Source organism: Dyadobacter sp. 676 (assembly GCF_040448675.1).
In the GTDB taxonomy this organism is placed as follows: domain Bacteria; phylum Bacteroidota; class Bacteroidia; order Cytophagales; family Spirosomataceae; genus Dyadobacter.
Map to the genome: position 1 here is coordinate 4,598,520 of NZ_CP159289.1, position 26,695 is coordinate 4,625,214.

23 protein-coding genes, 1 other RNA gene and 2 pseudogenes are annotated in these 26,695 nt (G+C 50.2%); 17 read left to right on the forward strand and 9 right to left on the reverse strand.

The window, feature by feature from the left end; all coding sequences use genetic code 11:
• Window positions 1–43: 43 nt before the first annotated feature.
• A complete protein-coding gene (gene yiaA / locus ABV298_RS20550) occupies window positions 44–478 on the reverse strand; it encodes an inner membrane protein YiaA (protein WP_353718041.1) in 435 nt (144 codons plus the stop codon).
• Between the two features lie 150 nt (window positions 479–628).
• On the opposite strand from yiaA, the gene fabG reads away from it, so the two are divergent.
• The 11 genes from fabG to trmD all read left to right on the forward strand — a co-directional run bounded on the left by fabG (window position 629) and on the right by trmD (window position 11,036).
• Entirely contained in the window at window positions 629–1,375 is a 747-nt protein-coding gene (fabG, locus tag ABV298_RS20555) for a 3-oxoacyl-[acyl-carrier-protein] reductase (RefSeq protein ID WP_353718042.1), read from the forward strand.
• 74 nt (window positions 1,376–1,449) lie between these two features.
• Window positions 1,450–3,522, forward strand: a complete 2,073-nt coding sequence (locus ABV298_RS20560) for a VWA domain-containing protein (RefSeq protein ID WP_353718043.1) — start codon at window positions 1,450–1,452, stop codon at window positions 3,520–3,522.
• A gap of 22 nt (window positions 3,523–3,544) precedes the next feature.
• Window positions 3,545–4,462: a DUF2279 domain-containing protein gene (locus tag ABV298_RS20565; protein WP_353718044.1), complete on the forward strand. Its 918-nt coding sequence runs from the start codon at window positions 3,545–3,547 to the stop codon at window positions 4,460–4,462.
• Window positions 4,463–4,511: 49 nt separating this feature from the next.
• Window positions 4,512–5,495 carry a DUF2027 domain-containing protein gene (locus ABV298_RS20570; RefSeq protein WP_353718045.1) on the forward strand — a complete coding sequence of 328 codons (984 nt, stop codon included), beginning with the start codon at window positions 4,512–4,514 and terminating at the stop codon, window positions 5,493–5,495.
• A 94-nt stretch (window positions 5,496–5,589) separates the two neighbouring features.
• A complete protein-coding gene (locus ABV298_RS20575; protein ID WP_353718046.1) occupies window positions 5,590–6,561 on the forward strand; it encodes a DUF4403 family protein in 972 nt (323 codons plus the stop codon).
• Complete coding sequence (locus ABV298_RS20580; protein WP_353718047.1) at window positions 6,485–6,931, forward strand: DUF4403 family protein; 447 nt, start codon at window positions 6,485–6,487, stop codon at window positions 6,929–6,931. The genes ABV298_RS20575 and ABV298_RS20580 overlap by 77 nt, the downstream gene beginning before the upstream one ends.
• Before the next feature lie 108 nt (window positions 6,932–7,039).
• An RNA gene (gene rnpB / locus ABV298_RS20585) (RNase P RNA component class A) lies at window positions 7,040–7,449 on the forward strand.
• Between the two features lie 173 nt (window positions 7,450–7,622).
• The gene (locus ABV298_RS20590) at window positions 7,623–9,035 is read left to right on the forward strand and encodes an OmpA family protein (protein WP_353718048.1); all 1,413 of its coding nucleotides are present in this window, start codon (window positions 7,623–7,625) and stop codon (window positions 9,033–9,035) included.
• A 143-nt stretch (window positions 9,036–9,178) separates the two neighbouring features.
• Entirely contained in the window at window positions 9,179–9,721 is a 543-nt protein-coding gene (locus ABV298_RS20595; protein WP_353718049.1) for a 30S ribosomal protein S16, read from the forward strand.
• Window positions 9,722–9,811: 90 nt separating this feature from the next.
• Window positions 9,812–10,372, forward strand: coding sequence for a ribosome maturation factor RimM (rimM, locus tag ABV298_RS20600; protein ID WP_353718050.1), 561 nt, complete (start codon window positions 9,812–9,814; stop codon window positions 10,370–10,372).
• On the forward strand, window positions 10,362–11,036 hold the full coding sequence (gene trmD / locus ABV298_RS20605) for a tRNA (guanosine(37)-N1)-methyltransferase TrmD (protein WP_353718051.1): 675 nt from the start codon (window positions 10,362–10,364) through the stop codon (window positions 11,034–11,036). The genes rimM and trmD overlap by 11 nt, the downstream gene beginning before the upstream one ends.
• A gap of 51 nt (window positions 11,037–11,087) precedes the next feature.
• On the opposite strand, the gene ABV298_RS20610 is transcribed toward trmD, so the two are convergent.
• The gene (locus tag ABV298_RS20610; RefSeq protein ID WP_353718052.1) at window positions 11,088–11,531 is read right to left on the reverse strand and encodes a GNAT family N-acetyltransferase; all 444 of its coding nucleotides are present in this window, start codon (window positions 11,529–11,531) and stop codon (window positions 11,088–11,090) included.
• 51 nt (window positions 11,532–11,582) lie between these two features.
• The gene (locus ABV298_RS20615) at window positions 11,583–12,614 is read right to left on the reverse strand and encodes an RluA family pseudouridine synthase (protein WP_353718053.1); all 1,032 of its coding nucleotides are present in this window, start codon (window positions 12,612–12,614) and stop codon (window positions 11,583–11,585) included.
• 38 nt (window positions 12,615–12,652) lie between these two features.
• Between ABV298_RS20615 and ABV298_RS20620 the strand changes: the two genes are divergently transcribed.
• A complete protein-coding gene (locus tag ABV298_RS20620) occupies window positions 12,653–13,543 on the forward strand; it encodes a pyridoxal-phosphate dependent enzyme (protein ID WP_353718054.1) in 891 nt (296 codons plus the stop codon).
• On the opposite strand, the gene ABV298_RS20625 is transcribed toward ABV298_RS20620, so the two are convergent.
• From ABV298_RS20625 to rfaD, 3 genes and pseudogenes are all read right to left on the reverse strand, one after another.
• Window positions 13,533–15,806, reverse strand: coding sequence for a cation:proton antiporter (locus ABV298_RS20625; RefSeq protein ID WP_353718055.1), 2,274 nt, complete (start codon window positions 15,804–15,806; stop codon window positions 13,533–13,535). The genes ABV298_RS20620 and ABV298_RS20625 overlap by 11 nt on opposite strands.
• A gap of 99 nt (window positions 15,807–15,905) precedes the next feature.
• Window positions 15,906–17,352 (reverse strand): annotated as a pseudogene (gene sufB / locus ABV298_RS20630) (Fe-S cluster assembly protein SufB).
• Window positions 17,353–17,545: 193 nt separating this feature from the next.
• Entirely contained in the window at window positions 17,546–18,511 is a 966-nt protein-coding gene (rfaD, locus tag ABV298_RS20635) for an ADP-glyceromanno-heptose 6-epimerase (protein ID WP_353718056.1), read from the reverse strand.
• A 178-nt stretch (window positions 18,512–18,689) separates the two neighbouring features.
• Here rfaD and ABV298_RS20640 point away from each other — a divergent pair, with 178 nt between their 5' ends.
• The 3 genes from ABV298_RS20640 to ABV298_RS20650 all read left to right on the forward strand — a co-directional run bounded on the left by ABV298_RS20640 (window position 18,690) and on the right by ABV298_RS20650 (window position 21,295).
• A complete protein-coding gene (locus ABV298_RS20640; RefSeq protein ID WP_353718057.1) occupies window positions 18,690–19,109 on the forward strand; it encodes a 6-carboxytetrahydropterin synthase in 420 nt (139 codons plus the stop codon).
• Window positions 19,110–19,148: 39 nt separating this feature from the next.
• Entirely contained in the window at window positions 19,149–20,255 is a 1,107-nt protein-coding gene (gene lpxB / locus ABV298_RS20645) for a lipid-A-disaccharide synthase (RefSeq protein ID WP_353718058.1), read from the forward strand.
• A 95-nt stretch (window positions 20,256–20,350) separates the two neighbouring features.
• Window positions 20,351–21,295: a helix-turn-helix domain-containing GNAT family N-acetyltransferase gene (locus ABV298_RS20650; protein WP_353718059.1), complete on the forward strand. Its 945-nt coding sequence runs from the start codon at window positions 20,351–20,353 to the stop codon at window positions 21,293–21,295.
• Here the strand turns inward: ABV298_RS20650 and ABV298_RS20655 are convergent.
• The gene (locus tag ABV298_RS20655; RefSeq protein ID WP_353718060.1) at window positions 21,292–21,885 is read right to left on the reverse strand and encodes a Uma2 family endonuclease; all 594 of its coding nucleotides are present in this window, start codon (window positions 21,883–21,885) and stop codon (window positions 21,292–21,294) included. The two genes, ABV298_RS20650 and ABV298_RS20655, sit on opposite strands and share 4 nt — an antisense overlap.
• Window positions 21,886–21,999: 114 nt before the next feature.
• Window positions 22,000–23,254 (reverse strand): annotated as a pseudogene (locus ABV298_RS20660) (asparagine synthetase B).
• A 198-nt stretch (window positions 23,255–23,452) separates the two neighbouring features.
• Between ABV298_RS20660 and ABV298_RS20665 the strand changes: the two are divergent.
• Window positions 23,453–24,040, forward strand: a complete 588-nt coding sequence (locus ABV298_RS20665; protein ID WP_353718061.1) for a Crp/Fnr family transcriptional regulator — start codon at window positions 23,453–23,455, stop codon at window positions 24,038–24,040.
• A 103-nt stretch (window positions 24,041–24,143) separates the two neighbouring features.
• Entirely contained in the window at window positions 24,144–24,929 is a 786-nt protein-coding gene (locus tag ABV298_RS20670; protein WP_353718062.1) for an alpha/beta hydrolase, read from the forward strand.
• A 53-nt stretch (window positions 24,930–24,982) separates the two neighbouring features.
• On the opposite strand, the gene ABV298_RS20675 is transcribed toward ABV298_RS20670, so the two are convergent.
• A complete protein-coding gene (locus ABV298_RS20675; protein ID WP_353718063.1) occupies window positions 24,983–26,695 on the reverse strand; it encodes a hypothetical protein in 1,713 nt (570 codons plus the stop codon).

Consider the following 26,695-nt stretch of genomic DNA (forward strand, 5'->3'; position numbering starts at 1 on the left):
TGAGTTTTAAATTCAAAAATTTACACGTAACGGCTTAACAGCGTCATTGATCAGAAGGTTTGGAAAATGAGCTGCCGGATTCGAAAATCTGCATATCGCGCGTATTTTTCTGAACTGCGATAGCGCCGAAGATGCCTAGCAGAAATGCGAACGCGTAAAAGCCTTTTTCGCTTGGCAGCAATGTCGCGTTCCACAGGCCTACAACAAGCAGTACAATCGCGAGGATGGTCGAAAACCAGCTGATACCGTAGTAAATGGCCGTTACGGGAATGCCTTCCAGTCGGTCGCGGACGCTCTTCTGGACGGATACCGCAGCGAAAAGCCCGTACATCAATACCGTAAAATAATATCCCTTTTCGCTCAGCAGCATTTCGGACCGCCAGAGGCCGATAATGAAGCCGGCCATGCCCACGCCCAACGCGATCCAGGACGCGGCAATAAAGGCTCCCGAGGTTTTCTGGGTATTTGTAGTGCTCATGATAGTGTAAGTTAAATGGTTGGAGAAGGTTTTTTGCCTGAATATTACGTCATTTTATCATAAAGTACCATAAGCTGTTTATTTGCCGGTTACTGCCCAATATCCTATTTTTGCCGCCAGTATATATTTTGACAGATTCTAATCCTATTTATGAAGTTAGTAGCAAATAAAGTTGCATTGGTAACAGGAGCCTCGCGGGGTATCGGACGTTCGATCGCGTTGCGCCTGGCTCAGGAAGGTGCCGATGTCGCATTTACCTATCTGTCCAGCGTCGAAAAAGGCGAAGCCCTGGCAAGAGAGCTCGAAGCTTTCGGGGTGAAAGCCAAAGGCTATCGTTCGGATGCGTCCGATTTTCAGGCCGCCGACCAGCTCGTCACCGACGTAATCGCTGACTTCGGGAAGCTGGACGTACTCATCAACAATGCTGGCGTTACCCGCGACGGGCTGCTGATGCGCATGAGCGAGGAGCAATGGGACACGGTGATCAACATCAATCTGAAATCGGTTTTTAACCTTACCAAAGCCGCTACGAAATCCATGATCCGTGCCAAAAGCGGGTCGATCATCAATATTACGTCGGTAGTCGGTATACGTGGCAACGCGGGGCAGTCGAACTACGCTGCGTCCAAAGCCGGTATTATCGGTTTTACCAAATCTATCGCGTTGGAGCTGGGTTCCAGGAATATCCGCTCGAATGCGGTGGCGCCCGGGTTTATCGAAACGGAAATGACCGACGCCGTAGATGCGAAGGCGGTAGAGGACTGGAAACAGTCGATCCCGATGAAACGCGGCGGCCAGCCCGAGGAAGTTGCGGATGCCTGCGTGTTCCTCGCTTCCGACATGTCGCGCTACATCACCGGCCAGGTAATCCAGGTTGACGGCGGTATGTTAACATAGAGTCTTTCTTCGTTAGTAAATAGCTGGCGGTTTCGTCGTATATTGGAACGTCGCCAGCTATTGAATCCCAACACATGCGGTCAGAACTCATATTCCAAACCCCTTACTGGTTCATCATTTTCTGTGTGCTTGCGGGCCTGGCCTATGCCTGGTTGCTGTATCAGCCGCAACCGGCCTGGGGTAGGAAACTGAATTATGCACTGGCGGCTGTGCGGGGAGTTGTGGTTGCATTGATTTGCTTCCTTCTGCTGAGCCCGCTCGTGCGGCGTACGCAAACTTCCGTTGACAAAGCCAAAATCGTTTTCGCGATAGATAACTCCGAATCGGTCGGGAAATATGGACAGGCTGCGATGGCGCAGGTGAAGGCGGCCGCCCGCGAGTTGAATGATTCGGGATTCGAGGTGACCGTAGAATCGCTGGACGGCACCCGACCCGATGCGGATTCCCTCGCATTTAATCAAAACAAAACCAACCTGGCGGGGCTCCTACAAACTGTCCGGACCAACTTCGAAGGCAGAAACCTGACGGATGTGATCCTGCTCTCTGACGGGATCGTGAACCAGGGCGTTTCACCTGCCTACAACCGTTACCCGTTCAGGGTGAACACGCTGGCGGTGGGCGATTCGGTGCCTAAGCTCGATATAAGGGTAAAAGATGTCGTGAGCAACCGCATTGCTTACCTGGGTAATGAATTTCCGATCCGCGCGGAAATTGCCGCCAATGGCCTGCAAGGCAAAAGCACAACGGTGACTTTGAAGCAAAATGGTCGAATAATCCAGAGCCAGCCGGTCGTAATCGACCGTCCGGATTATTTCAAGGCATTCGATTTCAAAACTTCCTCCGCACAGAAAGGCGTTCAGCATTACACGATCGAACTCGGTGTGGTTTCGGGTGAAACTTCGAGCCGGAATAACCGGAAAGACGTGTACATCGATATCATCGACGGCCGGCAGAAGATATTGCTAATGGCCCTTGCGCCGCATCCGGACATCAAGAGCCTTCGCAGCCTGATCGAAGCAAATGACAACTATGAGCTGGATATCCATATTTTATCCATTGCCAATAACCCTCCGACTGCTGCCAAGCCGTACGACCTTGTTATTCTACACCAGATTCCCAATGTTCTGGGGTTGGGCAATGCGCAGGTCCGCAAGTTCGTCGATGCCAAAACGCCGCTTTTCTTTATTCTGGGAAACCAATCCGCTGTACCGCTGGCCAGCTCGCTGAACCGGTCGTTATTCATCAACGCCGCGGCCAATAACCAGACCGACAAGGTAACGGCGCGATTCAATCCGTCTTATTCCCAGCTTAACCTGGATGCCGAGAGCCTGAAATTACTCGAACGCCTGCCGCCGCTTTCGGTGCCTTTCGGCGAATATAACGTTTCGTCGGGGACGGAGACGATCCTGTACCAGAAAGTAGGGACGCTGAATACCAACAAGCCGTTGCTGGTACTGAACACCAATGGCGACCAGAAAACCGCCGTGCTTGCGGGAGAGGGGATTTGGCAATGGCGGCAGGAGGAATTTGCACAAACCAATAAGCAGGAAGTGGTCGACAACCTTTTCCAGAAGCTGATCCAGGTACTTTCGGTGAAGGAAGATCGCAGGAAGTTCCGCGTTTATCCGATCAGCAACGAGTTCGACGCCGGCGAACAGGTTTCGTTCCAGACGGAGATTTATAACGATATTTACGAGCCGATTTTTGGTCAGGAAGTAAAGCTGGATCTGGTCGATGAGAAAGGAAAAAGCAGGCAATTTACCTACACACACACACGGGAAACGCCGCGGTTCAATGTGAGCGGGCTGGATGAGGGAGTTTACCGGTATGCCGCTTCGGCTACTTTGAAAGGCAGGCAGGAGAGCGTTTCGGGTCAGTTTGTGATCCGGAATGCAGACATCGAGCTGAGCAATACAACGGCGGATTTCGGAATGCTCCGGGACCTTGCGAGGCGATCGGGCGGTACGTTTATGACACCGGCATCGCTGCAACAATTTATTCAAAAATTAAAAACCGACCGCCCGGCCGACAGGCTCGACAGCACCGAAGATATGGTTGAACTGATCTATCTGAAATGGCTGTTCTTCCTGCTCGTGGTGTTGCTGGGCGTGGAATGGGGACTGAGAAAATACCATGGCGGTTATTAATCTCCGGTCCCGGTATGATCGAATGCGTTTTACTCTTCATTGCTTACTGATATGCCTGCTGGCGGGGACGCTGCTGCCCGTGCACGCGCAGGTACCGCCCGCCGATACGCTCGCGCACGACTCCGTGCCCGGGCAGAGGCCCAATTATAAGATGCTGCGCGGCATTTTTGCGGCGCAGTCGGCTGTTTACCTGGGTACATTGTACGGTCTCAGCAAATCGTGGTATAAGAACAAGCTGACGAAATTTACCGTCGAGGACGATTCTTACGAGTGGTTACAAATGGACAAAATGGGGCACCTTTACACATCGTACCAAATTGCCCGCCACACTGCCGCGTTGTATAACAAAACAGGTATTTCGAAGCGCCAAATGCTCGTTTACGGCGCAATTTCGGGTGTTATTTTCCAGACACCCATTGAAATACTGGACGGCTTCTCGCCCGATTACGGTTTTTCGCCGGGCGATATGATCGCAAACATTACCGGGTCGGCGCTGTACCTGGGGCAGGTAGCTTTGTGGGACGAAGTTCGTATACAGCCCAAGTTCTCGTTCCATTACACTTCGCTTGCACGGGTGCGACCGGAATTGTTGGGAAGCAGCTGGTCGGAGCGGTGGCTGAAAGACTACAACGGCCAGACCTACTGGCTGTCGACAAGCCCAAAGTCCTTTTTCAAAGGATCGGCCTGGCCGGCCTGGCTTTGTATTTCAGTGGGCTATGGTATTCAAAATATGGTTTCGGCCGAGCCCGGCAAGAGCATCGAAATGGGGTACCGGCCATACCGGCAGTATTACTTATCGCTGGATATCGATCTGACGAAGATCAAAACGCGGAACAAGTTTGTTAAAGCGCTGGGTTTCCTTGCGAACTCGCTTAAAATCCCGGCTCCCGCATTGCAGTTCAGCGGCAAAGGCGTCGATTTCAAACCGTTTTATTTTTAAGAACCGTCTGAACAAACTGGTTCGGATCACTAAAAGCAACATTTATTATATGAATATCGGAGATAGAGTACGATTGGTGCACGGCAGGGAAGAGGGTGTCATTTATGCATTTCTGCCTGGGAATGTGGTTGAAATCGAAATAGAGGACGGGTTTCGCATTCCGGTCCTGCGAAATGAAATCGTGACCATTTCCCCTGTGGAATCGCAGCGGATGGTAAAAACGGACGAGCCGAAGAAAGTAGCGGGCCGCGCGGAAGGCGTTGTACCGCGCAACGCACCATTTGCGGAAAAAGGTATTTACCTGGCATTCATTTCTGTAAACGACCGTGCGTTGACGGTCCATGTGATCAACAACACCGACTGGATTTTGCCATTCACAGCCGCAGCCACTTCCGAATCAGTGAGTACCGGACTGGCGGCGGGTGTGCTGCAACCGCGGTCTTCGCAAAAACTGGCCGAAGTGCTGATGAAAGATTTCGAGTCGTGGCCGGTATTTGATGTTAAAATGCTGTATTTCCGTGAAGGTAGTCATCAGTTGCCGCTCGCATTGAACAAACGTATCCGCTGTCGGGCGCAATCGTTTTATAAAAACAAAGGTAAGGTGCCTGTGCTGGGGAAGGACGGGTTTGTATATCAACTGGACGAGGAAAACCTGAAACGGGAGGTGCCCGGCATTTCCGAAGATATTGCAGGCGAAATCAAGGCCAGTATGCTGGGGCAATCGGCCCCTGAACAAAACAGCCTTTCCAAACCGGAGCAGGTGGTCGATCTGCACATCGAAAAGCTGGTTGACAATCACAAAAGCCTGTCCAGCGACACGATCCTGAAAAAACAACTGGATGTTTTTGAAAGCAACCTGGAATCGGCCATCGCCAATGGAATGGACGAAATTACCTTTATACATGGTGCAGGTAGCGGTGCATTGAAAAACGAGCTGCACCGCAGGCTGGGCAAGAACCAGCACGTGCAATTTTTTAAGGACGCGTTAAAAGAGAAATTCGGATACGGTGCAACCCTCGTCAAAATCAGGTAAAATATCTGGCAGGCGCGGTTATTTTGGTATAATCGTGCTGGCAGCATTCGTCTTTTGGAGTTGCGGTTCCCGAAAAACCTCCCCTAAGGCCCCTATGGAAGAATACAAATATTCGGATAAGGAGATTCAGAACGAAAAACACCTGTCGGTGCTGAATTTGCCTGTGGAAATCCCGGTGGAGGAGATCGAGGCGCAGATCAACAACAAGATCACCGGATTGATTTACGACGATAACAGCTATGAGGACGAAAATAACGATAACCTGAAAGCCAAGGTCTGGAAAATCAGTCCTATTAAAATAGTGGCGATCGATTCTTCCTTTCTTTTTGAAGTTCCGTTGAAAATCTGGGTGAGTGCGGGGTATAAGATCAGTCCGCTTGGCATGACGATGTCGGGTTACAAGGACACCGAATTCTCGATCCGCATCAGGCTGATTTCCAGGATCGGTATTTTGCCGTCGTGGCAGATCAGGTCGGAGACGTATGTCGACAGCTATGACTGGATCAGCGAGCCGAGCATTCGCGTAGCGGGTATCAACATCCCGATCAAGGGCATGGTGAGCCGCATGCTGAACAGGAACTTCGAGAAAATTACCGACGCAATCGACGAGCAGGTCGCTTCCAATCTGGAACTCAGAAAGAATGCGGAACTGGCCTGGAACATTGCCCGGCAGCCGGTCATGCTCTCGAAGGAGTACGATACCTGGCTGGTGATCGTACCTACCGGCGTAGAGATGACACCTTTGCTCGCGAAAAACAATGTTCTCCGTTCGGTAATCGGCATTAAAGGTTATACGCAAACTATTACGTCAGCAGAGAAGCCCGCAGTGCCTCCGTTACAGAAGCTGCCGGACTTGCAGATCGTTGACAAAGTGCGGGACGATTTCAAGATCGGGTTGATCAGCCTGGTGTCCTATGAAGACGCCGCACGGCTGGCTGCGAAACAGTTTACGGGAGAAAAATTCTCTTTTCTGGGGGGGAAAATACCATGTGGAGGTTACTTCCATCGATATGTACGGACAGAACGACCGGCTCGTCATCAAGGCAGGCCTCAAAGGAAGCATTAACGGAGATATTTATCTGAAAGGAGTCCCTTATTACGACCCTGCAACACAGCAATTATCGCTGAGAGGGCTGGATTACGACTTAGATACAAGGAACACGATCGTAAGAACAGCCGGCTGGCTGTTACAGGGGCAATTCAGCAGGATAATGGAAAGAAAGATGGTATTCCCCGTAGGCGATCAGATCGCCGATGCTAAAAACACTATCCGGAAAACGCTTTCCAATTATAAAGTCACCGAAGGTGTAGTTGTAAAGGGAATACTTTCCGATATTGTGCCGGATAAAGTTTACCTCACTCCGAAACATCTTTATTCTGTTGTGTTTGCAACGGGAAAGGTCAATTTAAAAGTTGCCGGATTGAAAGGGATCTGACCAAAAATTTGTACAATAATCAGCGTAAGTGCCATTTTTTTTTACTTTTTATGGTATATTGACTGCTGATCGAAAGAAAGTATTTCTTAGCTTTGTGGTCAGAGGAAAGGTCTAAGCCGTCCTGCCGCTGCGGTTTTTTAAACCGGGGAGGAAAGTCCGGGCAGCATAGAGTGCCGTACTTCCTAACGGGAAGGCAACGTACCGGCGACGGTCCGTTGACAGCAAGTGCCACAGAAAAGATACCGCCCTGGCATATTTTTTGTATGCCCGGGTAAGGGTGAAAAGGTGGAGTAAGAGCCCACCGGTTTCCTGGTGACAGGGAATGCATGGTAAACCTTACGGGCTGAAAGACCAAATAGGTGTCGGTTTACGGGGCTACTCGTCCCTGTCCTTTCGGGGCGCCGGCACGGGTAGGTCGTTAGAGGTTCCGGGTGACCGGAATCCTGGATAAATGGCAGGAGCGGAGATCAGATTTCTGATCGAAGTCACAGAACCCGGCTTACAGGCTTGGCTTTTTTTCTGATTTTTGAATTTATTTACAGTGCATATTGAATCACATAACAGTGCATATTGAATCACATAACGCGTGTTTCCCATGAAGAAAAAGAATCTTTACGTTGCTTTACTTTGTTCTACCCTCTTGAGTTACAATACGCACGCTCAAAACCGTACGTATGAAGGACCTAATAAAATGAACACATGGTCTATCACAGGTTATGGAGGTATTACAAAATTCTTCGGAGATTTGACCCAGTACAATGGCTTCAAGCGTGGAGACCGGGAAAAATTGACAGGTGCGTGGGGGCTTTCAGTGAACAAGCAGCTTACGCCACTTTTTGGTATCCAGCTGACCGGCGTCAATGGCCGTTTGCAAGGTGCCAAAGATAATCATTACAGCTCGTTGACCGGTGATACGTATAGCGCCACTTTCAATAGCCCGTCGTTTGTTCAATTGACGTTGGATGGAACATTGAATGTGAACCGTTTGCTGCTGGGCTATAACAAATTCCGCCGCTGGAAACTGGATGCGCATTTGGGAGGGGGTATCATTTATTACCACACCGACATCGATTATACCAACGTAACCAAGGGAATTGACGGTAGTTTTTCAACCAACACCGACGCCAGCTCCAAAACGGCCGGGAAATGGGAGCGTAACGGATCAACTTACACACGTGAATGGGTAGTTCCGGTAGGTTTTGCACTGCACTACGAACTTTCTTCCCGGTTCGACCTGGGTATCGACTACACGCACGACTTTGTAAATACCGAGAAACTGGATGCAACCGTAGGCGATGTGAGTGATTACGTTACGCAGCAGGGTATCTGGACCTTCGCAAAGGGTGATTCCAGAAAAGATGCTTACGGATTTGTTTCCCTCGCATTGACCTATAAACTGGGTAAAAACGCTGTAAGAGCGAAAGATGGCAAATACGACGCCGCTGCCGGCCGTTACCACCTGCGTTGGGCTAACCCGCAACAGCTGATCCCGGTTCCTTACAATCCGACTATGAACGACGCGGATTCAATCGCGAAAGCCAACATGCCTAAGCCGGTTGACCCACGTCTTTATACCGACTCCGACGGCGACGGCGTAGCCGACCTCTTCGATAAAGAAGCAAATACGCCTGCCGGTAGCATCGTTTCGGGTGGTGGTGTTGCGTTGGATATCGACAAGATTATCCGCGACGCTATCAAAAACAACCTGCCGAAAGACGAATGCGAAGCATTGTTCAGCAACATCGAATTCGACACAGACAAGGCGATTATCCGCAATGCGTCGAAAGAAACACTCAGCAAAGTGGTTGAACTGTTGAATATGCGTACCAACTGCCGCATTGTACTCGTAGGTCACACCGATGCCCGTGCTTCGGATAGCTATAACGTATCCCTGTCACGCCGCCGTGTGGATGCAGCTAAACGCTTCCTGGTTCGCGCCGGTCTGACAGATCCCAGCCGTATCATCACCGAGTACTACGGCGAGTACCGCCCGATCGCAGAAAACACAACTGTGGAAGGTCTCCAATCCAACCGTCGTGTTGAGATCAAGATCCTGCCAAACAATACAATCCGCTCTACTTATCCGGCTGGTTTCCGCCGCTAGTAACCGGAACAAAATGCACCGGAAGGGAGGCAAGAAATTGTCTCCCTTTTTTTATTTGCCTCATATCGAAAACCCGGAAAATTTGTCTACCTTTGCACCCTGTTTAATTACGGGACGAGTTCCCAACCATAACAAATTCACAAATGGCAGTTAAAATCAGATTAGCGCGTCGGGGACGCAAAAAGAAAGCGATCTATGATATCGTAGTCGCAGATGCCAGAGCACCACGTGATGGTCGCTTCATCGAAAAATTGGGTCTTTATAACCCTGGTACCAACCCTGCTTCCATCGTTCTGGAATCAGACAAAGCGGTTGACTGGCTTTTAAAAGGGGCACAGCCAACGGATACGGCACGTTCCATTTTGCAGCACGAAGGTGTATTGCTCCGCAAGCACCTGCAAGTAGGTGTTTTGAAGGGTGCTATCACACAAGAAGTTGCCGATTCACGTTTCGAAGAATGGAAAAGCTCGAAAACGGATCGTAAAGCTACCGCAGCCGATACTTTGGCACAGAAAAAAGACGCTGAGAAAAAAGCGAAACTGGATGCTGAACGTAAAGTTAACGAAGCCCGTGCCGAGGCAATCGCCAAGAAAAACACGCCTCCTGCGGAAGAAGCGGCTAGCGAAGATGTGGCTGATGAAGCTGCTGATGCAGCAGAAGCTCCGGCAGAAGAGTCAGCAGAATAATTTAATGTTACATACATTACGCTATGGGTCTGTCGGGTTTCCGTACAGACTCATATTGTTTTATATAGAACCAACTTTTAAACCCCGCAAATGACACAGGACAACTGTTATTTATTGGGCTATATCGTGCGGACACACGGAACTGCCGGTAATGTGGTGATTTACCTGGATGTGGATTATCCGGATGAATACGAAGATCTGGAAACGGTTTATATCGAGATGAAGGGCGAACTGGTGCCCTATTTTATCGAAGACATCAATTTGCAGAAACAAAGCAATGCGATCGTGACCTTCGAGGATGTCGACACCATTGAAAAAGCCCAAACACTGGTAGGAAACTCGTTGTATCTGCCGCTGGATGAACTGGCTGAGCTCGGCGACGACGAGTTTTATTATCACGAAATCAAGGGGTTCAGGGTAGTTGACGAAATGAAAGGAGAGCTGGGTACCGTTCGGGAAGTATATTCGTTGAACGGCCAGGATCTGATCGCGATGGATTACCAGGGTTCAGAAGTACTGATTCCAACTGCAAACGACATTGTCATCAGGGCCGATAAGGCCGCCAAATCGCTGCTGGTTAATCTGCCGGAAGGCCTGCTTGAAGTTTATCTGGATAACTCATCTGAAAGTGTTCCCGACGATGCGGATTGATATATTGACGTGTGTTCCTGGTCTGCTCGACAGCTTCTTTGCTCATTCTATCCTGAAAAGGGCGCAGCAGGCCAACCACGTGGAAGTAGTGGTCCACGACATTCGCGATTATTCCACCAACAAGCATCGCACCATAGATGACTACGCTTTCGGTGGTGGAGCGGGCATGGTGTTACAGATCGAGCCGATCGCGCGTTGTATTCGTGCGTTACAAGCGGAACGGGAGTACGACGAGATCATATACCTGACTCCCGACGGCGAGCAGATGCAGCAGCGAATGGTTAATCAGCTTTCATTGAAAGAAAATCTGATGATGCTTTGCGGGCATTACAAAGGCGTGGACCAGCGCGTGCGCGATTTGTTCGTGACGAAGGAAATCAGCATTGGCGATTACGTACTGTCGGGAGGAGAATTGGCGGCAGCCGTGCTTTCAGACGCTATTATCCGGCTTATCCCAGGTGTTTTGAATGATGAAACGTCCGCGTTGACCGACTCATTTCAGGACAACTTGCTGGCGCCGCCGGTGTATTCCCGACCGGCTGATTTCGAAGGACATAAGGTGCCGGAAATACTGATGTCGGGGCATGAAGCCAAAATTGAGGAGTGGCGTTATGAGCAGTCGCTTAAAAGAACAAAGGAGAGAAGGCCGGACCTGCTGAAATGATAACAGGACGGCCGGAGCCGTACAGCCCGGCCGTTTTTATTCTTGCAGCTCTTAAAAATCCAGGTTGCAATTGATCCACTCATTATCGAAGTTGGTGCCGTACTTACGGTAAAAGTTCACGGCCGACGTATTCCAGTCGAGCACCTGCCACATCATTCCCGTGCAGCCGGTTTTCTTGGCCGAAGCGACGGTTGCGTCGAAGAGGATCTTGCCGATGCCGTTGCCCCGCATCGATTCGGTCACAATAATATCCTCCATGTAGAGCCGCTTTCCTTTCCAGGTCGAGTAACGATAATAATAAAGACAGAGCCCGATGATTTTTGAGTCCACTTCGGCAACGAAGAAATCGAACAACTTCTCGTTGTAGTCGCGGGTCATTTTGTCGACGTTGTTGGTCACCTGGTTCAAAGCCCTTTCATAAATCGCGAGCTCTTTTACCAATTCAAAAATTGCGGGTATATCCTCTGCTGTCCCCTGCCTGGTCGAAATATTCATGATAAGCGGTTTATTAATTAGAAAGGTTAAGAATCGAGAATATACTATTTACTACTGATAGTTCACATAGTTTTCCCATTTTTCGAGGATCGCCTGGAAGTTTTCCGGCAAATCGGTGTCGAACTGGATCCATTGGCGGGTAATCGGGTGAACAAAACCGAGGGATTTCGCATGCAACGCCTGGCCGGGGAGAAGGCTGAAACCGTTCTCCACCATTGCCTTGTAACTTCCGCTGGAAACACCTCTCACGATTTTATCGCCTCCATACATCGGATCGTTGAAAATAGGGTGCCCGATATGCTTCATATGCGCGCGGATTTGATGCGTACGGCCCGTTTCGAGATTGCATTTGATGAGCGACACATACCGAAGCGGTTTGATAACCTCATAATGCGTGACGGCATGTTTTCCCTGGCTGCCGTCCGTATACACGTCCATAACGCGCCTGTCGCGCGCGCTACGCCCGATATGGCCGGTAATGGTGCCTTTTTCGGCCTTGGGTTCCCCCCAGATTAATGCATGATAGGTACGTTCGATTGAATGGTCGGCGAACTGGCTTGCGAGGAATGTCATGGCAAATTCGGTTTTAGCGATCACCAGCAGCCCTGAGGTGTCTTTGTCGATCCGGTGGACAAGTCCAGGACGACCTTCCCCGTTTCTGCCGGTAGGAAGCTGCTGGAAATGGTACACCAGGCCGTTAATAAGCGTGCCTGTCCAGTTGCCATACGCCGGGTGGACAACCATTCCTGCGGGTTTGTTGACGATCAGTAACACGTCGTCCTCATAAATAATATTGAGCGGAATGTTTTCGGGGACAATCTCCGTATCGCGCGGCGGCTGGGGTAGCGAAAGCGTGATTACATCGAACGGCTTCACCTTGTAGCTGGCCTTTGTGGGCTGGCCATTTACCCGAACGGCCTCGGCTTCGATGCCGTTTTGTATTTTTGTCCTGGAAGCGTTCGCGACGTGAAGATTCAGGTATTTATCGAGCCGCATCAGGCTTTGTCCCTTGTCGGCGACAATGCGGTAATGTTCAAATAAATCGTCCTCTTCGGAGGTAATTTCAACGGGATCTTCGGACATTCTTTTTTGATTTACAATTGGCAAAATTATCAAAATAAGTGGATTTACTGACCCCGACGATCCCGACGCCCCTGCAACGGCTCCGGAATGCGGATATTGAAAACGCAGGTGTGCAGCTATATGTCAAACGGGACGACCTTATTCATCCGACTGTTTCGGGGAACAAATGGCGGAAGCTGAAATACAACCTACTCGAAGCGCAAAACCGGCAGGCAAAGGCCATACTGACATTTGGTGGGTCCTATTCCAATCATTTATACGCGACGGCCGCCGCGGGGAATGCGTTAGGTATCAAAACGATCGGCATCGTGCGCGGGCTGGAATTGGAAGGGAGGGAAAACAGCACCCTGCAATTCTGCCGCAGCCAGGGCATGGAGCTGCATTTTATTACCAGAGAAGAGTACCGGCAAAGGCATTCGGACGCCTATTTGAGGCATATCTCAGAACAGTTCGATGGTCCTTGCCTGATCCCGGAGGGCGGAACTACCCCGCTCGCGTTAAAAGGAGTGGCCGAAATGGTGGGTGAAGTAAAGGAACAGCTTGGTAAAATGCCGGATTTTATCGCTACGGCGGCAGGAACGGGCGGAACCGCGGCAGGAATCCTGGCGGCGGGAGCTAACGTACTTGCGTTTTCCGCATTAAAAGGCGGTGATTTCCTTGCCGGGGATATTCAAAATCTGCTACCGGAGCAGTCCGGAAACCTTACATTACTTACAGATTACCATTTTGGCGGTTATGCCAGATGGGACAAAGAGCTGCTTACTTTCATGCAGGATTTCCGGACACAGTACGGTATTCAACTCGAACAGGTTTACACCGCCAAGATGTTCTACGGTCTTTTCGACCTCATCAAGACAGGATATTTCAAGCGCAATACCAGCATCGTGGCGGTGCACACCGGCGGCTTGCAAGGTTTAATCACGGTGTAGCGATCTCTACTTCTTCCTCGTTGTTGGCCGGTTTGTTGGCAATAAATTCCCTGATCAGGTCCTTGTCCCCCGCGATCCAGAGAACGTCCTGATTTTCGATGACCATCGACGAATCGGGATTCAGAATACGTTCGCCATTTCGTTCGAGGCCGACGATCATGCCGTGCGTCATTTCCCTGATCTGGCTGTCGCGGATCGTTTTGCCCCGGATATTATGTTGCGTTCGCACCTCCACGCGTTCGAGCACCACATTGTCCTCATGTGCCATGTACACGTCGCCATTGGTACTAACCTCGATGTGGCTCCTGAAAACTTCCAGTTGGTCGTCCGTGCCGATTACCTCGATCCGGTCGCACGGGTAGAGCACTTCGGTCGGTCTCGGCAGGTAAATGGTTTTACTTCCGCGTTCGATCAGCACGACATTAATGCCGAACGTCTCCCTGATTTTGAGCTCCTGCAAACTTTTACCGATCAGGTTAGAGTCGGCGCTCACTTCCAGGAAAGCGAAGTGCGCATCCCAGGGCAATAGTATTTTCTTCGACTTGCCACTTCCTTCGAGTTGCCTTGCATTTAGATTTTGCAGGAAGCGGTCCTCGATTTTGTGGTAAAACTGTTGAAGCCTTTGGTAAAAAATAGCAAAACCAAGCACCATAATACCGCCCGCTACGATAAATGCGGTTTGCGTCGAGAAGAACGAATTCAGCAGGAATGCCATCAGCAGAATGGCGATCACAACCCTTGAAAGTTCCAGCAGGAGCAAAGGGCCGCGGCTGTATTTGCGGCTCAGCCAGATCGCCGAATAGGCTTTTCTATTTCCCCTTTTAAATACCAAAGCCCATAAAAATGGCGAAATAAGCAGGAACGTAATGCCAAATAGCACGGCATTGGTAATGAATGTCTCGGGTACGCGCGTATGCAGCTGTTCGGCCAGCTGGCGCGACGATGCGAGTATGATACCGACCACAACCACCGAATTCAGAATAACCGTTTGCGCGTACGATTTCAGGATTTCGTTCCATTGGGTGGTTTGTGCAATGGTTTCCGTGCTGGTACTGTATCGGTTGAGGTAATGCCGCCATTTCTCGGGAAGGCGCCTGTCCAGCCATTCGTACAATGGCTCGGAGGCTTTCATCATGTAGGGTGTGGCAAATGTGGTGATCACCGAAACCCCCACCGCGATCGGATACAGGAACCCGCTCGTTACTTTGAGCGAAAGACCGAGGTTGGCGATGATGAACGAAAATTCGCCGATCTGCGACAGGCTCATACCGGATTGCAACGACTTTTTCAGCGGCTGTCCCGAAATCACCGCCCCGAGCGTAACGAAGGTCGTTTTGCCGAGCATCACCACCAGCACCAGGATGGCCGTAGGAATCGCATATTCGAGCAATAACCCGGGATTGATCAGCATTCCCACAGAAATAAAGAATACCGCGCCGAAAAGGTCTTTGACCGGTTTGAGCAAGTGCTCGATTTTTTCGGCATGCGTCGTTTCCGCGAGGATAGATCCCATGATAAATGCCCCTAACGCAGCAGAAAAGCCCGCCTTTGTCACGAGGAACACCATTCCGAAACACAATGCCACCGAGGTAATCAGAACGCTTTCGTCGTTCATCAAATGCCGGTAGCGGCGGAGCAGGGTAGGAAATACGAATATCCCGCCGAGGAACCAGATGGTCAGGAAAAAGAACAGTTTCAAACTCGATTGGATGAGTTCAAAACCCGCGAATTGCTGGCTCAGCGACAATGTCGAAAGCAATACCATTAGCAAAACCGCCGTAAGGTCTTCGATCACGAGGATACCCATTACGACGCGGGTAAACTTTTGCGTTTTCAGGCCCAGCTCATCGAATGCCCGGAAAATGATGGTGGTGGATGAAATGGCGATGATACCGCCTAGAAAAAGGCTGTCGGTCTTACTCCATCCAAGCAGCTGGCCGGTAACAAACCCGGTTACCAGCATCATCGAAACTTCAAACAAACCGGTGATAGCGGCCGTATTGCCTACCTTGACCAGCTTTTTAAAACTAAACTCGAGACCAAGGTTGAAGAGCAGGAATATCACACCGATTTCTGCCCAGATCTCGATGGTTTTGATGTCGGTAATGGTGGGAAACAAATGGAAATTAGGCCCAACAAGCAATCCGGCCAATATGTAACCCAGCACAATGGGCTGCTTCAATTTCTTGAAGATGACGGTAATAATACCGGCCATTGTGAGAATGAGCGACAGGTCAATGATTAGTTGTGGAACGTGCGTCATGAAGGGTGGGTGTTGATGGAACAAAATTGCTAAGATCAATAAAATACAAAAAGCCTTCGACGAATCAAAGGCTTTCTACGTTTTATCTTATCTAAAATTTTAACCTACGCTTCCTTCCAGGCTGATTTCCAGTAGCTTTTGCGCTTCAACGGCAAATTCCATCGGAAGCTGGTTTAATACTTCTTTTAGCATAACCATTCACGATCAATGCAACGGCTTGTTCGGTAGGGATTCCACGCTGGTTGCAGTAGAAAAGAATGTCCTCACCGATCTTCGAGGTAGTCGCTTCGTGCTCGACCGTCGCTGACGGGTTGCTCACTTCGATGTAGGGGAAAGTATGCGCACCACATTTGTCGCCTAGCAGCAGGGAGTCGCATTGCGAGAAGTTACGCGCTTTTTCCGCCTTTTTGAATACCTGCACCAATCCACGGTAAGAGTTCTGGCTTTTTCCGGCCGAGATACCTTTCGAAACGATCCGGCTTTTGGTGTTTTTGCCGATGTGGATCATTTTAGTTCCGGTATCGGCCTGTTGCATATTGTTGGTTACCGCCACCGAATAGAATTCACCGATAGAGTTATCGCCTTTCAGGATCACCGATGGATATTTCCAGGTAATCGCCGAGCCGGTTTCAACCTGTGTCCAGGAGATTTTCGAGTTAGGCCCGTCGCAAAGGCCGCGTTTCGTTACGAAATTGTAGATACCGCCTTTTCCGTCCTTATCGCCCGGGTACCAGTTTTGTACGGTCGAGTATTTGACGTTGGCATTGTCGTGCGCGAAGATTTCGACTACCGCGGCGTGCAGCTGGTTTTCGTCGCGCATGGGCGCCGTGCAGCCTTCGAGATAGCTCACGTGACTGTCTTCGTCGCCGATAATGAGCGTTCTTTCGAACTGGCCTGTCCCTGCCGCGTTGATACGGAAGTAGGTCGAAAGCTCCATCGGGCAGCGGACGCCTTTGGGAATGTATACAAACGATCCGTCGGAGAAAACAGCCGAGTTCAACGCCGCATAGTAGTTATCCTTCGGCGGAACGACAGAGCCAAGGTATTTTTTTACCAATTCGGGGTGCTCGCGGATGGCCTCGCTGATCGAGCAGAAAATAATGCCTTTCTCTTTCAGCGTTTCCTTGAAAGTCGTGAAAACCGACTCGGAGTCCATTACCGCGTCGACCGCGATGCCGGAAATCCTTTTTTGCTCGTTCAATGAAATCCCCAGTCTTTCGAAGGTGTTGCGCAGCTCGGGATCGATGTCGTCGATGCTCTCGACAGCCTTTTTCTTTTTCGGTGCCGAGTAATATTTGATAGCCTGGAAGTCGATGGGCGGATAATGCACATTCGGCCACTTAGGTTCCTCCATGGTCAGCCACAAATGGTATGCTTTGAGGCGCCATTGCAGCATCCATTCGGGTTCATTCTTTTTGGCCGAGATAAACCTGATGATATCGTCATTAAGACCCGCCGGGGCCTCATCTGCTTCAATATCAGTTACAAAGCCATATTTGTATTCCGAACTGGTGATTTCCTCCAACAATTCTTCTTCTTTGCTCATAGTCGTAATAATGTCACACTGTGTTTGGTAATATCCTAACACAGAGAAGTGGGATTGAGTTTAATCAGAGAGTCAAAAATACGCAAAAATATGGAGATTCCGGCAGTGGGCGGCGGAAATCGGTTTGATCCGCCAAAAAACGGAAAAGACCCGCGCGGTGGCGGGCCTTTCCGAAAAATCAGTGATAAGTCATTTACAGATAGGCGTTCGGCACGAGATAATTCTTCACATAATCGTCGATGCCATCTTCGAGGCTCGTGAACGGACGGGTATATCCGATCGAGCGCAACTTGCTCATATTGGCCTGGGTGAAGTACTGGTATTTGTCGCGGATATCTGCGGGCGTATCGATATATGAAATGTCGGGCGTTTTACCCATTGCCAGGAAGGTGTTGGTAACCAGGTCTTTGAATGTTCGCGCGCGGCCGCTTCCCAGGTTGTAGATACCCGAATTCTTGCGGTGGTGCATGAAGAAAATACAGACGTCGATCAAATCCTTGACATAAATAAAGTCGCGCATCTGCTCGCCGTCCTTGAAATCGGGGTTATGAGAGCGGAAGAGTTTCATCTTTTCGGTCGCTCTGATCTGGTTATAGGCGTGAAAAATCACCGAAGCCATGCGGCCTTTATGGTACTCGTTCGGTCCGTAAACGTTGAAAAATTTAAGCCCGGCCCAGAAAAACGGCTTTTTCTCCTGCGCCAACGCCCATTTGTCGAACTCGTTTTTGGAGTCGCCGTAAGGGTTAAGGGGCTTCAACAGGCCGAGGGTCGCTTCGTTGTCGTCGTACCCGTGCTCGCCCAGGCCGTAGGTAGCGGCCGACGATGCGTACACGAGGGGAATCTGGTAAGCCACGCACTTTTCCCAAATGCCCTTGGAGTAATTTACGTTCAGTTCATCAAAAATCTCCTTATCGAACTCCGTGGTGTCGGTACGCGCGCCTATGTGGAAAATAAATTCGACATCGCGATGATTGGCATCCAGCCATTCGAAAAGTGCATTCCTTTCTACTCTTTCTTTGATGATCTTTCCTTCGAGGTTCTCAGCCTTCTCGATTTTAGAAAAATCATCTACTGCAATAATGTTTTTAAAGCCGTCTTGATTGAGGCGGCTGATAAGCCCGCTGCCAATAAAGCCGGCTGCTCCTGTTACGATAATCATGCGAGATTATATGTTTAACTGTAAAAAGAATGCCAGATAAGAGTAGCGGAACACGCCGATCTACTCTTAAATTTTAAGGGGGAAATAGGATTTTTTTTAGTTATCCGCTTGTTGTGAAGCAAAACTACGGATACAAGGTGTAATTTTGCACCAGAATTATCAAGTGGCAGGAAGTTTTATGATTTACGTAACAAGAAAAGAGCATTTCAATGCGTCGCACCGGCTTTACAACCCGGCGTGGAGTGACGAGAAAAACCAGGAGGTATTCGGCCCTTGCGCCAATAACAACTGGCACGGGCATAATTTTGAGCTGATTGTTACGGTAAAAGGCAAACCGGACGCCGACACGGGCTTTGTGATCGACCTGAAAGTGCTGGGCGACATTATGAAAAAGCAGATCGTGGACAAGGTGGATCACAAAAACCTGAACCTCGACGTGGATTTCATGCAGGGGAAAATGGCTTCCTGTGAGATATTCGTGATGGAAATCTGGAAAATTCTGGCACCGGCGATTGCCGCGGCAGCACCGAACGCCAAACTGCATTATATCAAGCTGATAGAAACTCCCAAAAATTTTGTGGAATACTATGGCGAATAAAGGAACCGCCGACAGCCGACGGCCGATTGCCGATTGTCTATGAAATATTATCTGATCGCCGGCGAGCGTTCCGGGGACCTTCATGGTTCCAACCTGATCAAGGGGATCAGGGCAAGCGATCCCGCGGCTGAATTCAGGGGTTGGGGCGGCGATATGATGGCGGCAGAGGGAATGGACCTCGTGACGCATTACAGAGATACCGCTTTTATGGGGTTCCTGGAAGTGGTCATGAACCTGCGGACGATCACCGGTCTGCTCAAAAAATGCAAAGCCGACATTCTCGGATATCGTCCCGACGCGCTGATATTGATCGATTACCCCGGTTTTAACCTGCGCATTGCCTCGTTCGCAAAGTCGGGAGGGTTGAAGGTTTTCTACTACATTTCCCCGAAAGTGTGGGCCTGGAACCAGAAGCGGGCCTGGAAGATCAAGGCGAATGTTGACCATATGTTCGTGATCTTCCCGTTCGAGGTTGATTTCTACAAAAAATACGATTACAAGGTCGACTACGTGGGAAACCCGCTTATGGACGCCATTGCGGCGTTCGAGCCGGACCCTGAATTCCGCCGCAGGCACAATCTCGACGACCGGCCCGTTATCGCACTGCTACCCGGTAGCCGCAAGCAGGAAATTGCCGGCATGCTCGACACCATGCTCTCTACCCAAAGGCATTTTCCGGGGTATCAGTATGTGATCGCAGGCGTGAGGAATCTGCCTTCGGCCTTATACGACCGGTATTTATCTAGCGGTAAGGCCACGATCGTCTACGAGAATACTTACGACCTGCTTTTCATTGCGGACGCGGCGCTTGTTACCTCCGGCACAGCTACTTTGGAAACGGCGCTTTTGAAAGTTCCGGAAGTGGTTTGTTACCGGACGAGCGGGATTTCCTACGCATTGGCTAAGCGGTTGATCCGCATTCCCTTCATTTCGCTGGTGAACCTGATTTTGGAAAAAGAGGCTGTGAGGGAATTGATCCAGCATGAACTGAATGAGGAAAATCTGGTGGCGGAACTGAAACGCATTCTTCCGGGAGGCGACAAAAACTTGCAACAAATGCACGATTACGAGAAGCTCGCAGAACGTGTGGGCGGCCCCGGGGCTTCGGAGCGGACGGGAGCGTTGATTGTTCACTATCTTTCTTAAATGTTGATTTTGAGTTGACTATAAAATGGTTAAAAAATAGTCGACATATATGTAGGTATCTACGTAAATTTGAACCTAATATTAAAAACAAGTGAATGAACATTTTCAACGAAGTAGGCGCACTGGCGATTTCAACCCGTTTGCAGCGCCTGAGCGACCAGTTCCGGAAGGACGGCGTCCTCATTTATCAGCACAACGGGATCAGCTTCGAGCCGAAGTGGTTCCCGGTCATTTACGCACTTCACAAGAAAGAGGCATTGGGCATTATGGAGCTTTCGGAAGAGATCGGTTATGCGCATCCTTCGACGATCAACCTGCTGAAAGAGCTGGAAAAAGAAGGATTGGTGGAATCATTCAAGGACGAGCGCGACGAGCGAAAGCGGATGGTGCGGCTTTCTGAAAAGGCCGAAGCGCTGGTAATAAAGATGCAGCCGGTTTGGGAAAAAATCAGAAAGACTGCGGAACAAATCATCGATAATGCGAATAATCTTTTACAAGCCATGGACGAAACGGAGTACCAATTAAAAAAAGAAGGGTTTTTCGACCGTTATAAAAGAATGGAGCAAGAGGGGACAAATGCGGCGGTCCGCATTGTGGATTACAAACCGGAATATGCACAGGCATTCTACGACCTGAACTACGCATGGATTTCGGAAACCTACGAAGTGGAGCCGGAAGATGAAAAGACGCTCTCCGACCCCGAAACTTACTATCTGAAAGACGGCGGGGCAATACTCATCGCATTATATGGTGACGAGCCGGTAGGCACATGCGCGTTGAAACGTAGTGGCGACATTGTTGAAATGAGCAAAATGACCGTATCGAAAAGCATGCGGGGGAAGAAGATCGGAGATTTGCTCGGCAACGCCGTGATTGAAAAGGGGAAGGAATTAGGCGCGTCCAGAATGATTCTCTATTCGAACCGGAAGGGGTCTGCTGCGGGTATCAACCTATATAAGAAACTGGGTTTTGAAGAAGTGCCGTTGACGGGACATAACTTCAAGCGGGCGGATATTAAGATGGAGTTGGCGTTGACCTAGTTGAATATCCTGTTCAAATCTATTTTCAGATCAGGGAAAATAGACGATTGTATTGATTCAACTGCTGGTGGCAATCCTACATATTTGCCTTCGTCGTTGAGCACGTACACCAGCACAGCGTTTTGGGACGGCTCAACGAGCCAATATTCCCTGACGCCGGATTCCTGATACAATTCGAACTTGTTATGCATTTCTATTTTAGAGTTGCCGGGCGAGAGAATTTCAACAATCAGATCCGGCGCTCCGAGGCAACCGTGATCATCTAGTTTCGACTCGTCACAAATGACACAAAGATCCGGCTGAACTACGGTATAAATTTTTTGATCTTCTACGTTTCGGTTCTTTCTAGGTAGCCTGACGTCGAATGGCGCGGAAAAGGCCTGGCAATAGTGATTTTCGAAATAGCCACCTATTCTCAAATGCAATTTTCCCGAGATTTTCTGATGCATTGTGCCCGGGGCAGGCGACATTTTAAAAATCTTTCCCTTAATCAGTTCCACGCGCTCCTTGAATTGCCAAAGCAAATAATCGGCGTAGGTGTATGTACCGTTAAGGTCTAGTTGATCGATATCGGTGATGATTACAGGCATAGCGTACTAGCAAATCGGCTAAAGACTTTTGTAAATCTACCCAAATTCCGACCGGAAGTCAATGGAGAATGCCTGTAACAGCGTGCGGAATGAGCAGCTAGTAGCTCCGATTAGTCAGGTCTTCCGTTTCTTTTTCCGTGCCGAAGGAAACAGTACGTTGTTCAATATCAGCCGGTAGCCGGGCGAATTGGGATAGAGATTGAGATCGGTGGGCATACGGCGACCGCCTCCGCCACGTCCTTCGGGGTCGTGGCCCCCGTAGAAAGTCCATTGGCCCCGGCCGAGCTCGCCGTAAATGTAGCGGTCGGAGGTACTGCTGGTACCCATCACGAGCGAGCTCGGTTTGACGGTGTATTTGGAAAATGCGGTGGTCTGGCCGAAAAACTCCCGTATCAAATGTTCATGGTTTTGCACGAGCATAGCGGGGATCACGTCCCATTTGGCCGAAAAGTCGAAAAGGGAGAAATAGGCGTCGTTTTCCCCCCAGCCGCGATAACGGCCAGCCGCCGAATTGATGTCCGAGAAGTTCATACCCTCGTATTCGTCCAGCTGCAACTTGAAGTTGTGGAATGCGAATGTCTTATCGAAATCCAGCTTGGACTGCGCGTCGGGATCGATGCCGTCGCCGTCGAGGTTATCGACGATATCCACACCTTCGGCCGCAAGTGCAATGTCGAACGTCTCCGCGCCGGAGCACATTGCGAACAAAAAGCCGCCGCCCGCACAAAATTCCTTGATCGCCTTCGCGACGGCCAGTTTCAGTTGCGGCACTTTTAGAAAAGCCATAACGGTTGGCGATTGCTTCCTGTGCTTTGATATCGGCCTCGCTCGTGCGGCGCAGGTTTTTGCCGAACTGTCCGGTAAAATCTTCATGGTGCAGGTGCAGCCAGTCGTATTTCGGCAGGTCGCCACGCATGATTTCTTCGTCGTAGATTACCTCGAAGGGGATTTCCGCATATTTCAGGACCAGCAACACGGCATCGGTATTCTCAAATTCGGCGGGGCTGATCTTAATAGGCGAATACACCGCGATTTTAGCAGCTTTGAAAAGCTTCACCACATCCATATTCACATTTGGATTACTAATTTCCGACACGATCTGCGCCGCCGCCGCTTCCGAGAGCACTTCGTAGGAGATTGCCCTCAGTTTGCACTCGTTCTCGATAGATTTGCTGTATTGGACCTTAAAGCTGCCGCCGCGGTAGTTGAGCAGCCAATCCACTTCGATATCGCCCTTCAGCAGGATGTACGCCAATCCATATGCCTTCAGATGGTTGGTTTGGGTGTTGTCCATCGGGATCAGGACCTGGTTTGCGAAGCAGATTTGCGACAGAAAAACCAGCACCAGTGGTAGAATCTTTCTTAGCATGGTAGGAAACGTTTGAAGTCCGAAGCTGCATCGTCAGGGGAGGTGTATCAAATTTAAATAATAAACATCAATTTAGATAGCTGTAAATGAGGTTTTTGTGAAGCTCGAAAAGAGAGGTTCGCCCTGTCGGGCTATCCGTTCGGAAATAATGTGTTTGCTGCTTATTTTTGGAATATACGTTTACTCACATTCAAGATCATGACCGAAACACAAATCCTGAATTATGCGCTGAACCAGTTCGCCGGGATCGACGCCGCGGCCTTCGAGCTGTCGGTTCCCTACTGGCAGAAGAAAACCTACGGCAAAGGGGAATTTTACAACGAGTACAAAAATGTGTGCAAATACCTGGGTTTCATTCTCGACGGCGTTTTCAGGACTTATTACATCGACGAGGTCTCGGCGGATGAAAAAAATGTGTTTTTCTTTTCAAAAAATCAGGTGGTGGTAGCGTACAAAAGCTTCGTGACGCAAACGCCATGCAGTTATTACACCGAGTCGATGACCGAATCGACGGTTCTGTATATTCATATCAATCACCTGACGGAGCTGTACGGCAAGTCGCACCAATGGGAACGGTTCGGGCGCCTCGTGGCGGAGACGGCATTTAACGTGGCGATGACCCGTGCCGAGGAACTCATGTTCCGTACGCCCGAGCAGCGCTATGTCGAACTGATACAGAACCACCCGGACATTTTTAACAACGTCCCGCTGTACCATATAGCCTCTTATCTGGGCATTCAGGCGCCTTCCCTGAGCCGTATCCGAAAAAGAATGGTGGGTAAATGACGATCTTAACCCCGGTTAAGGGAATAGTTTGGTTTGCTGCTGAATTTTGTCGTGTTCAAAGATTGAACGGGAAAGGAAAGTTAACTTTTAACCGATAGAAATCATGAAAGCCAGTAACACCAAAACGGTCGTATTCATCACAGGTGCATTTGTGAGCCATAAAGGCTGGGACCATTGGAAAGCCTATTTCGAAAGCAAGGGGTACACCACTTATGCACCCGCGTGGCCTTATAAAGATGCGCCGGCCGCCGAACTGCGGGACAGACAGCCCAACGATACGGACCTGGCCGGCCTGACATTCAAAGAGCTGGTCGACCATTATGCCGGTTTTGTGAAATCCTTACCGGAAAAACCGATCATCATCGGCCATTCGCTCGGCGGACTGATCACCCAGATATTGATTAACCGCGACCTGGGTGTGGCCGGAATCGCCATTCACCCCGTGCCGCCGCAAGGCGTGATCCCCTACGAATTCTCCTTCCTTAAAGCGGGTTACAAAGTATTCGGACTATTTACCTCCTTGAAGAAAACTTACCTGATGTCGCTGACCGACTGGCAATATGCCTTCACCAACGGTATGACGCTGGAAGAGCAGAAGAGAACCTGGACTGAAAACGTCATCCCCGAATCGAAAACCGTGGCGCGCGGCGGTATCACTTCCGCTGCAAGGGTGGATTTTAAAAAAGCACACGCTCCATTGCTGATCACCTCGGGTGAGTTCGATAACATTATTCCCGCCTCGCTGAACTTCCGCAACTATAAAGCCTACAAAAACAATGGCTCGATAGTGGATTACAAGGAATTCCCGGGCCGCAACCACTTCGTGCTTGGTCAACCGACCTGGAAAGAGGATGCGGATTACATTCTCGACTGGATCGGCAAACATTAACAGCGGCCCCCGGACCTGAGCGCAGCGGCCGCCGCTGAGGTTGGAAGGGTCGTCTAGGAAAAGCGGATCACATGCCTGAAAGGCGTAAAACCCGTCAGAAAAACAGTAGGCGCCTCCATCGCCGGCAAGGCTCCCCGCAACGCGACATTCTTATGCAATGCAAGCCCCGGACCGAAAGTGATGGTATCGCCGCCCAGTTCGTAAGAGCCGGTTGCCTCCTTCAATAACCATGAATCTTTGGTGTTTTCGATTTTGGAAACCCCTTTGAGCGTTCCTCCGGGCCTGAAAATCAATTCCAATGCGGCGGGGACACGCTCGGTGCCGTTGGTTACCACTTCGATTTCCATTCCGCCGGAAATCTCGCGGATCATCACTTTGGTATCCAGGATTTGTACTTCGCTTTGCGGCCGGAAATTCCGCGGCATTTTCTCCCAGTCGCCATCGGGCGCGATCGACTCCTTGGGATAAGGCTGAAAATACGGTCCGTCAAGTTTTTGTGTCAGTACCCATTCGTTTCCATTCTGGTTGATTTTTTCTGATTGGAATTGTCCTTTGCCAAAGAAAGACGAAGCAAACCGCACACCCTGCAACACCGCATTGCCTTTCATAAAAGTAAACCAGGCCGGGTTGTCAGCAATTAATGTGCTGTCCCAACGGCCGCGGCGGATACGTACGAGGCCCGAATTCGGGAAAGTTTTGACATAGTCGACGGGTACCGGTTTCTCGGCGGGCAATTCGGCCCAAAGCGAGGGGTCGGTCAGGAAATAATCGAGGAACCCGGCGGTTTTGAGGCCGGCAGTTTTTTCGATTAGCCTGCACATGGCCGCATATTGGCCATTCCCGTCTTTGATCGCAAAGTAGCGGTAAGGATAATAGTAGTTTTCAAGCGTTCCCACAATAGCTTTGTCCTGCCGGCCCGACGCGTCGGTAACGACTTCCCCGTTGGGGTGCACATAATACATGGTCATGTCCAGGTTCCTGCGCACGGCGTCGAACAATTCCGGTTTTTTGAGGCCCTTGCCGATGGTAATGAGCAGGCGGTCGGTGAGAGAGGAGTAAATAAATGTGCTTTTCTCGTTGAACTGTCCGTCGCGGTCGATATCGATGTGCTCGGCGAGCCATTGCTCAGCCCGGGCTACGTATTTGGGGTTAGGCCAGAGTTCGTTCAGTTTGGTTAACGCAGCCGAAACGACCCAACGGTGGTTGGGCGTGTGGATACCGCCCACGCTCAGCGCGTCGCCCGCACGCAGGAGGAAGGTTTTCAGGTTCGCCAGCATTTTGCCCGCTCCTTCGGTGTTCGACTGTTCGATGAGGCTGTAAGCCATGGCCAGTCGTTTGACGAGAAAGCCCGTGTCGGGTGTGGAATGGAAGTTGGTCGAAAGCAAGTCGATTGTCCCGTCCGGATGCTGCGTTTTGACCAGGTACAATGCCGCCAGATCCATGTCCGCGAGCAATTCTTTCGACTTATGAAATTTGGAAGAAGGCGAGAACAGGCCTGTCGCGCCCCACTGGATCAATGCGGCGGTGCTGTGCGGGTTCAGCAGGTCGAAACCATCGCGCAGGCCGCCCAGGTCGGGGCTTTGCGGATCTTTCACCTGGTAAGTCCTGAGCGACTCAATGCCTTTGTCGGCTTGCCCGACGAGCGTTTGCAGCCATTCGGGCATATTCTCGGCATGAATGCGGGCCGGTACGATGCCCGAAGCGGGAATTACGGGCAATGCGCACAGCGCCAGCGCGCTGTGTCTGACAAATTCTCTTCTGTCCAT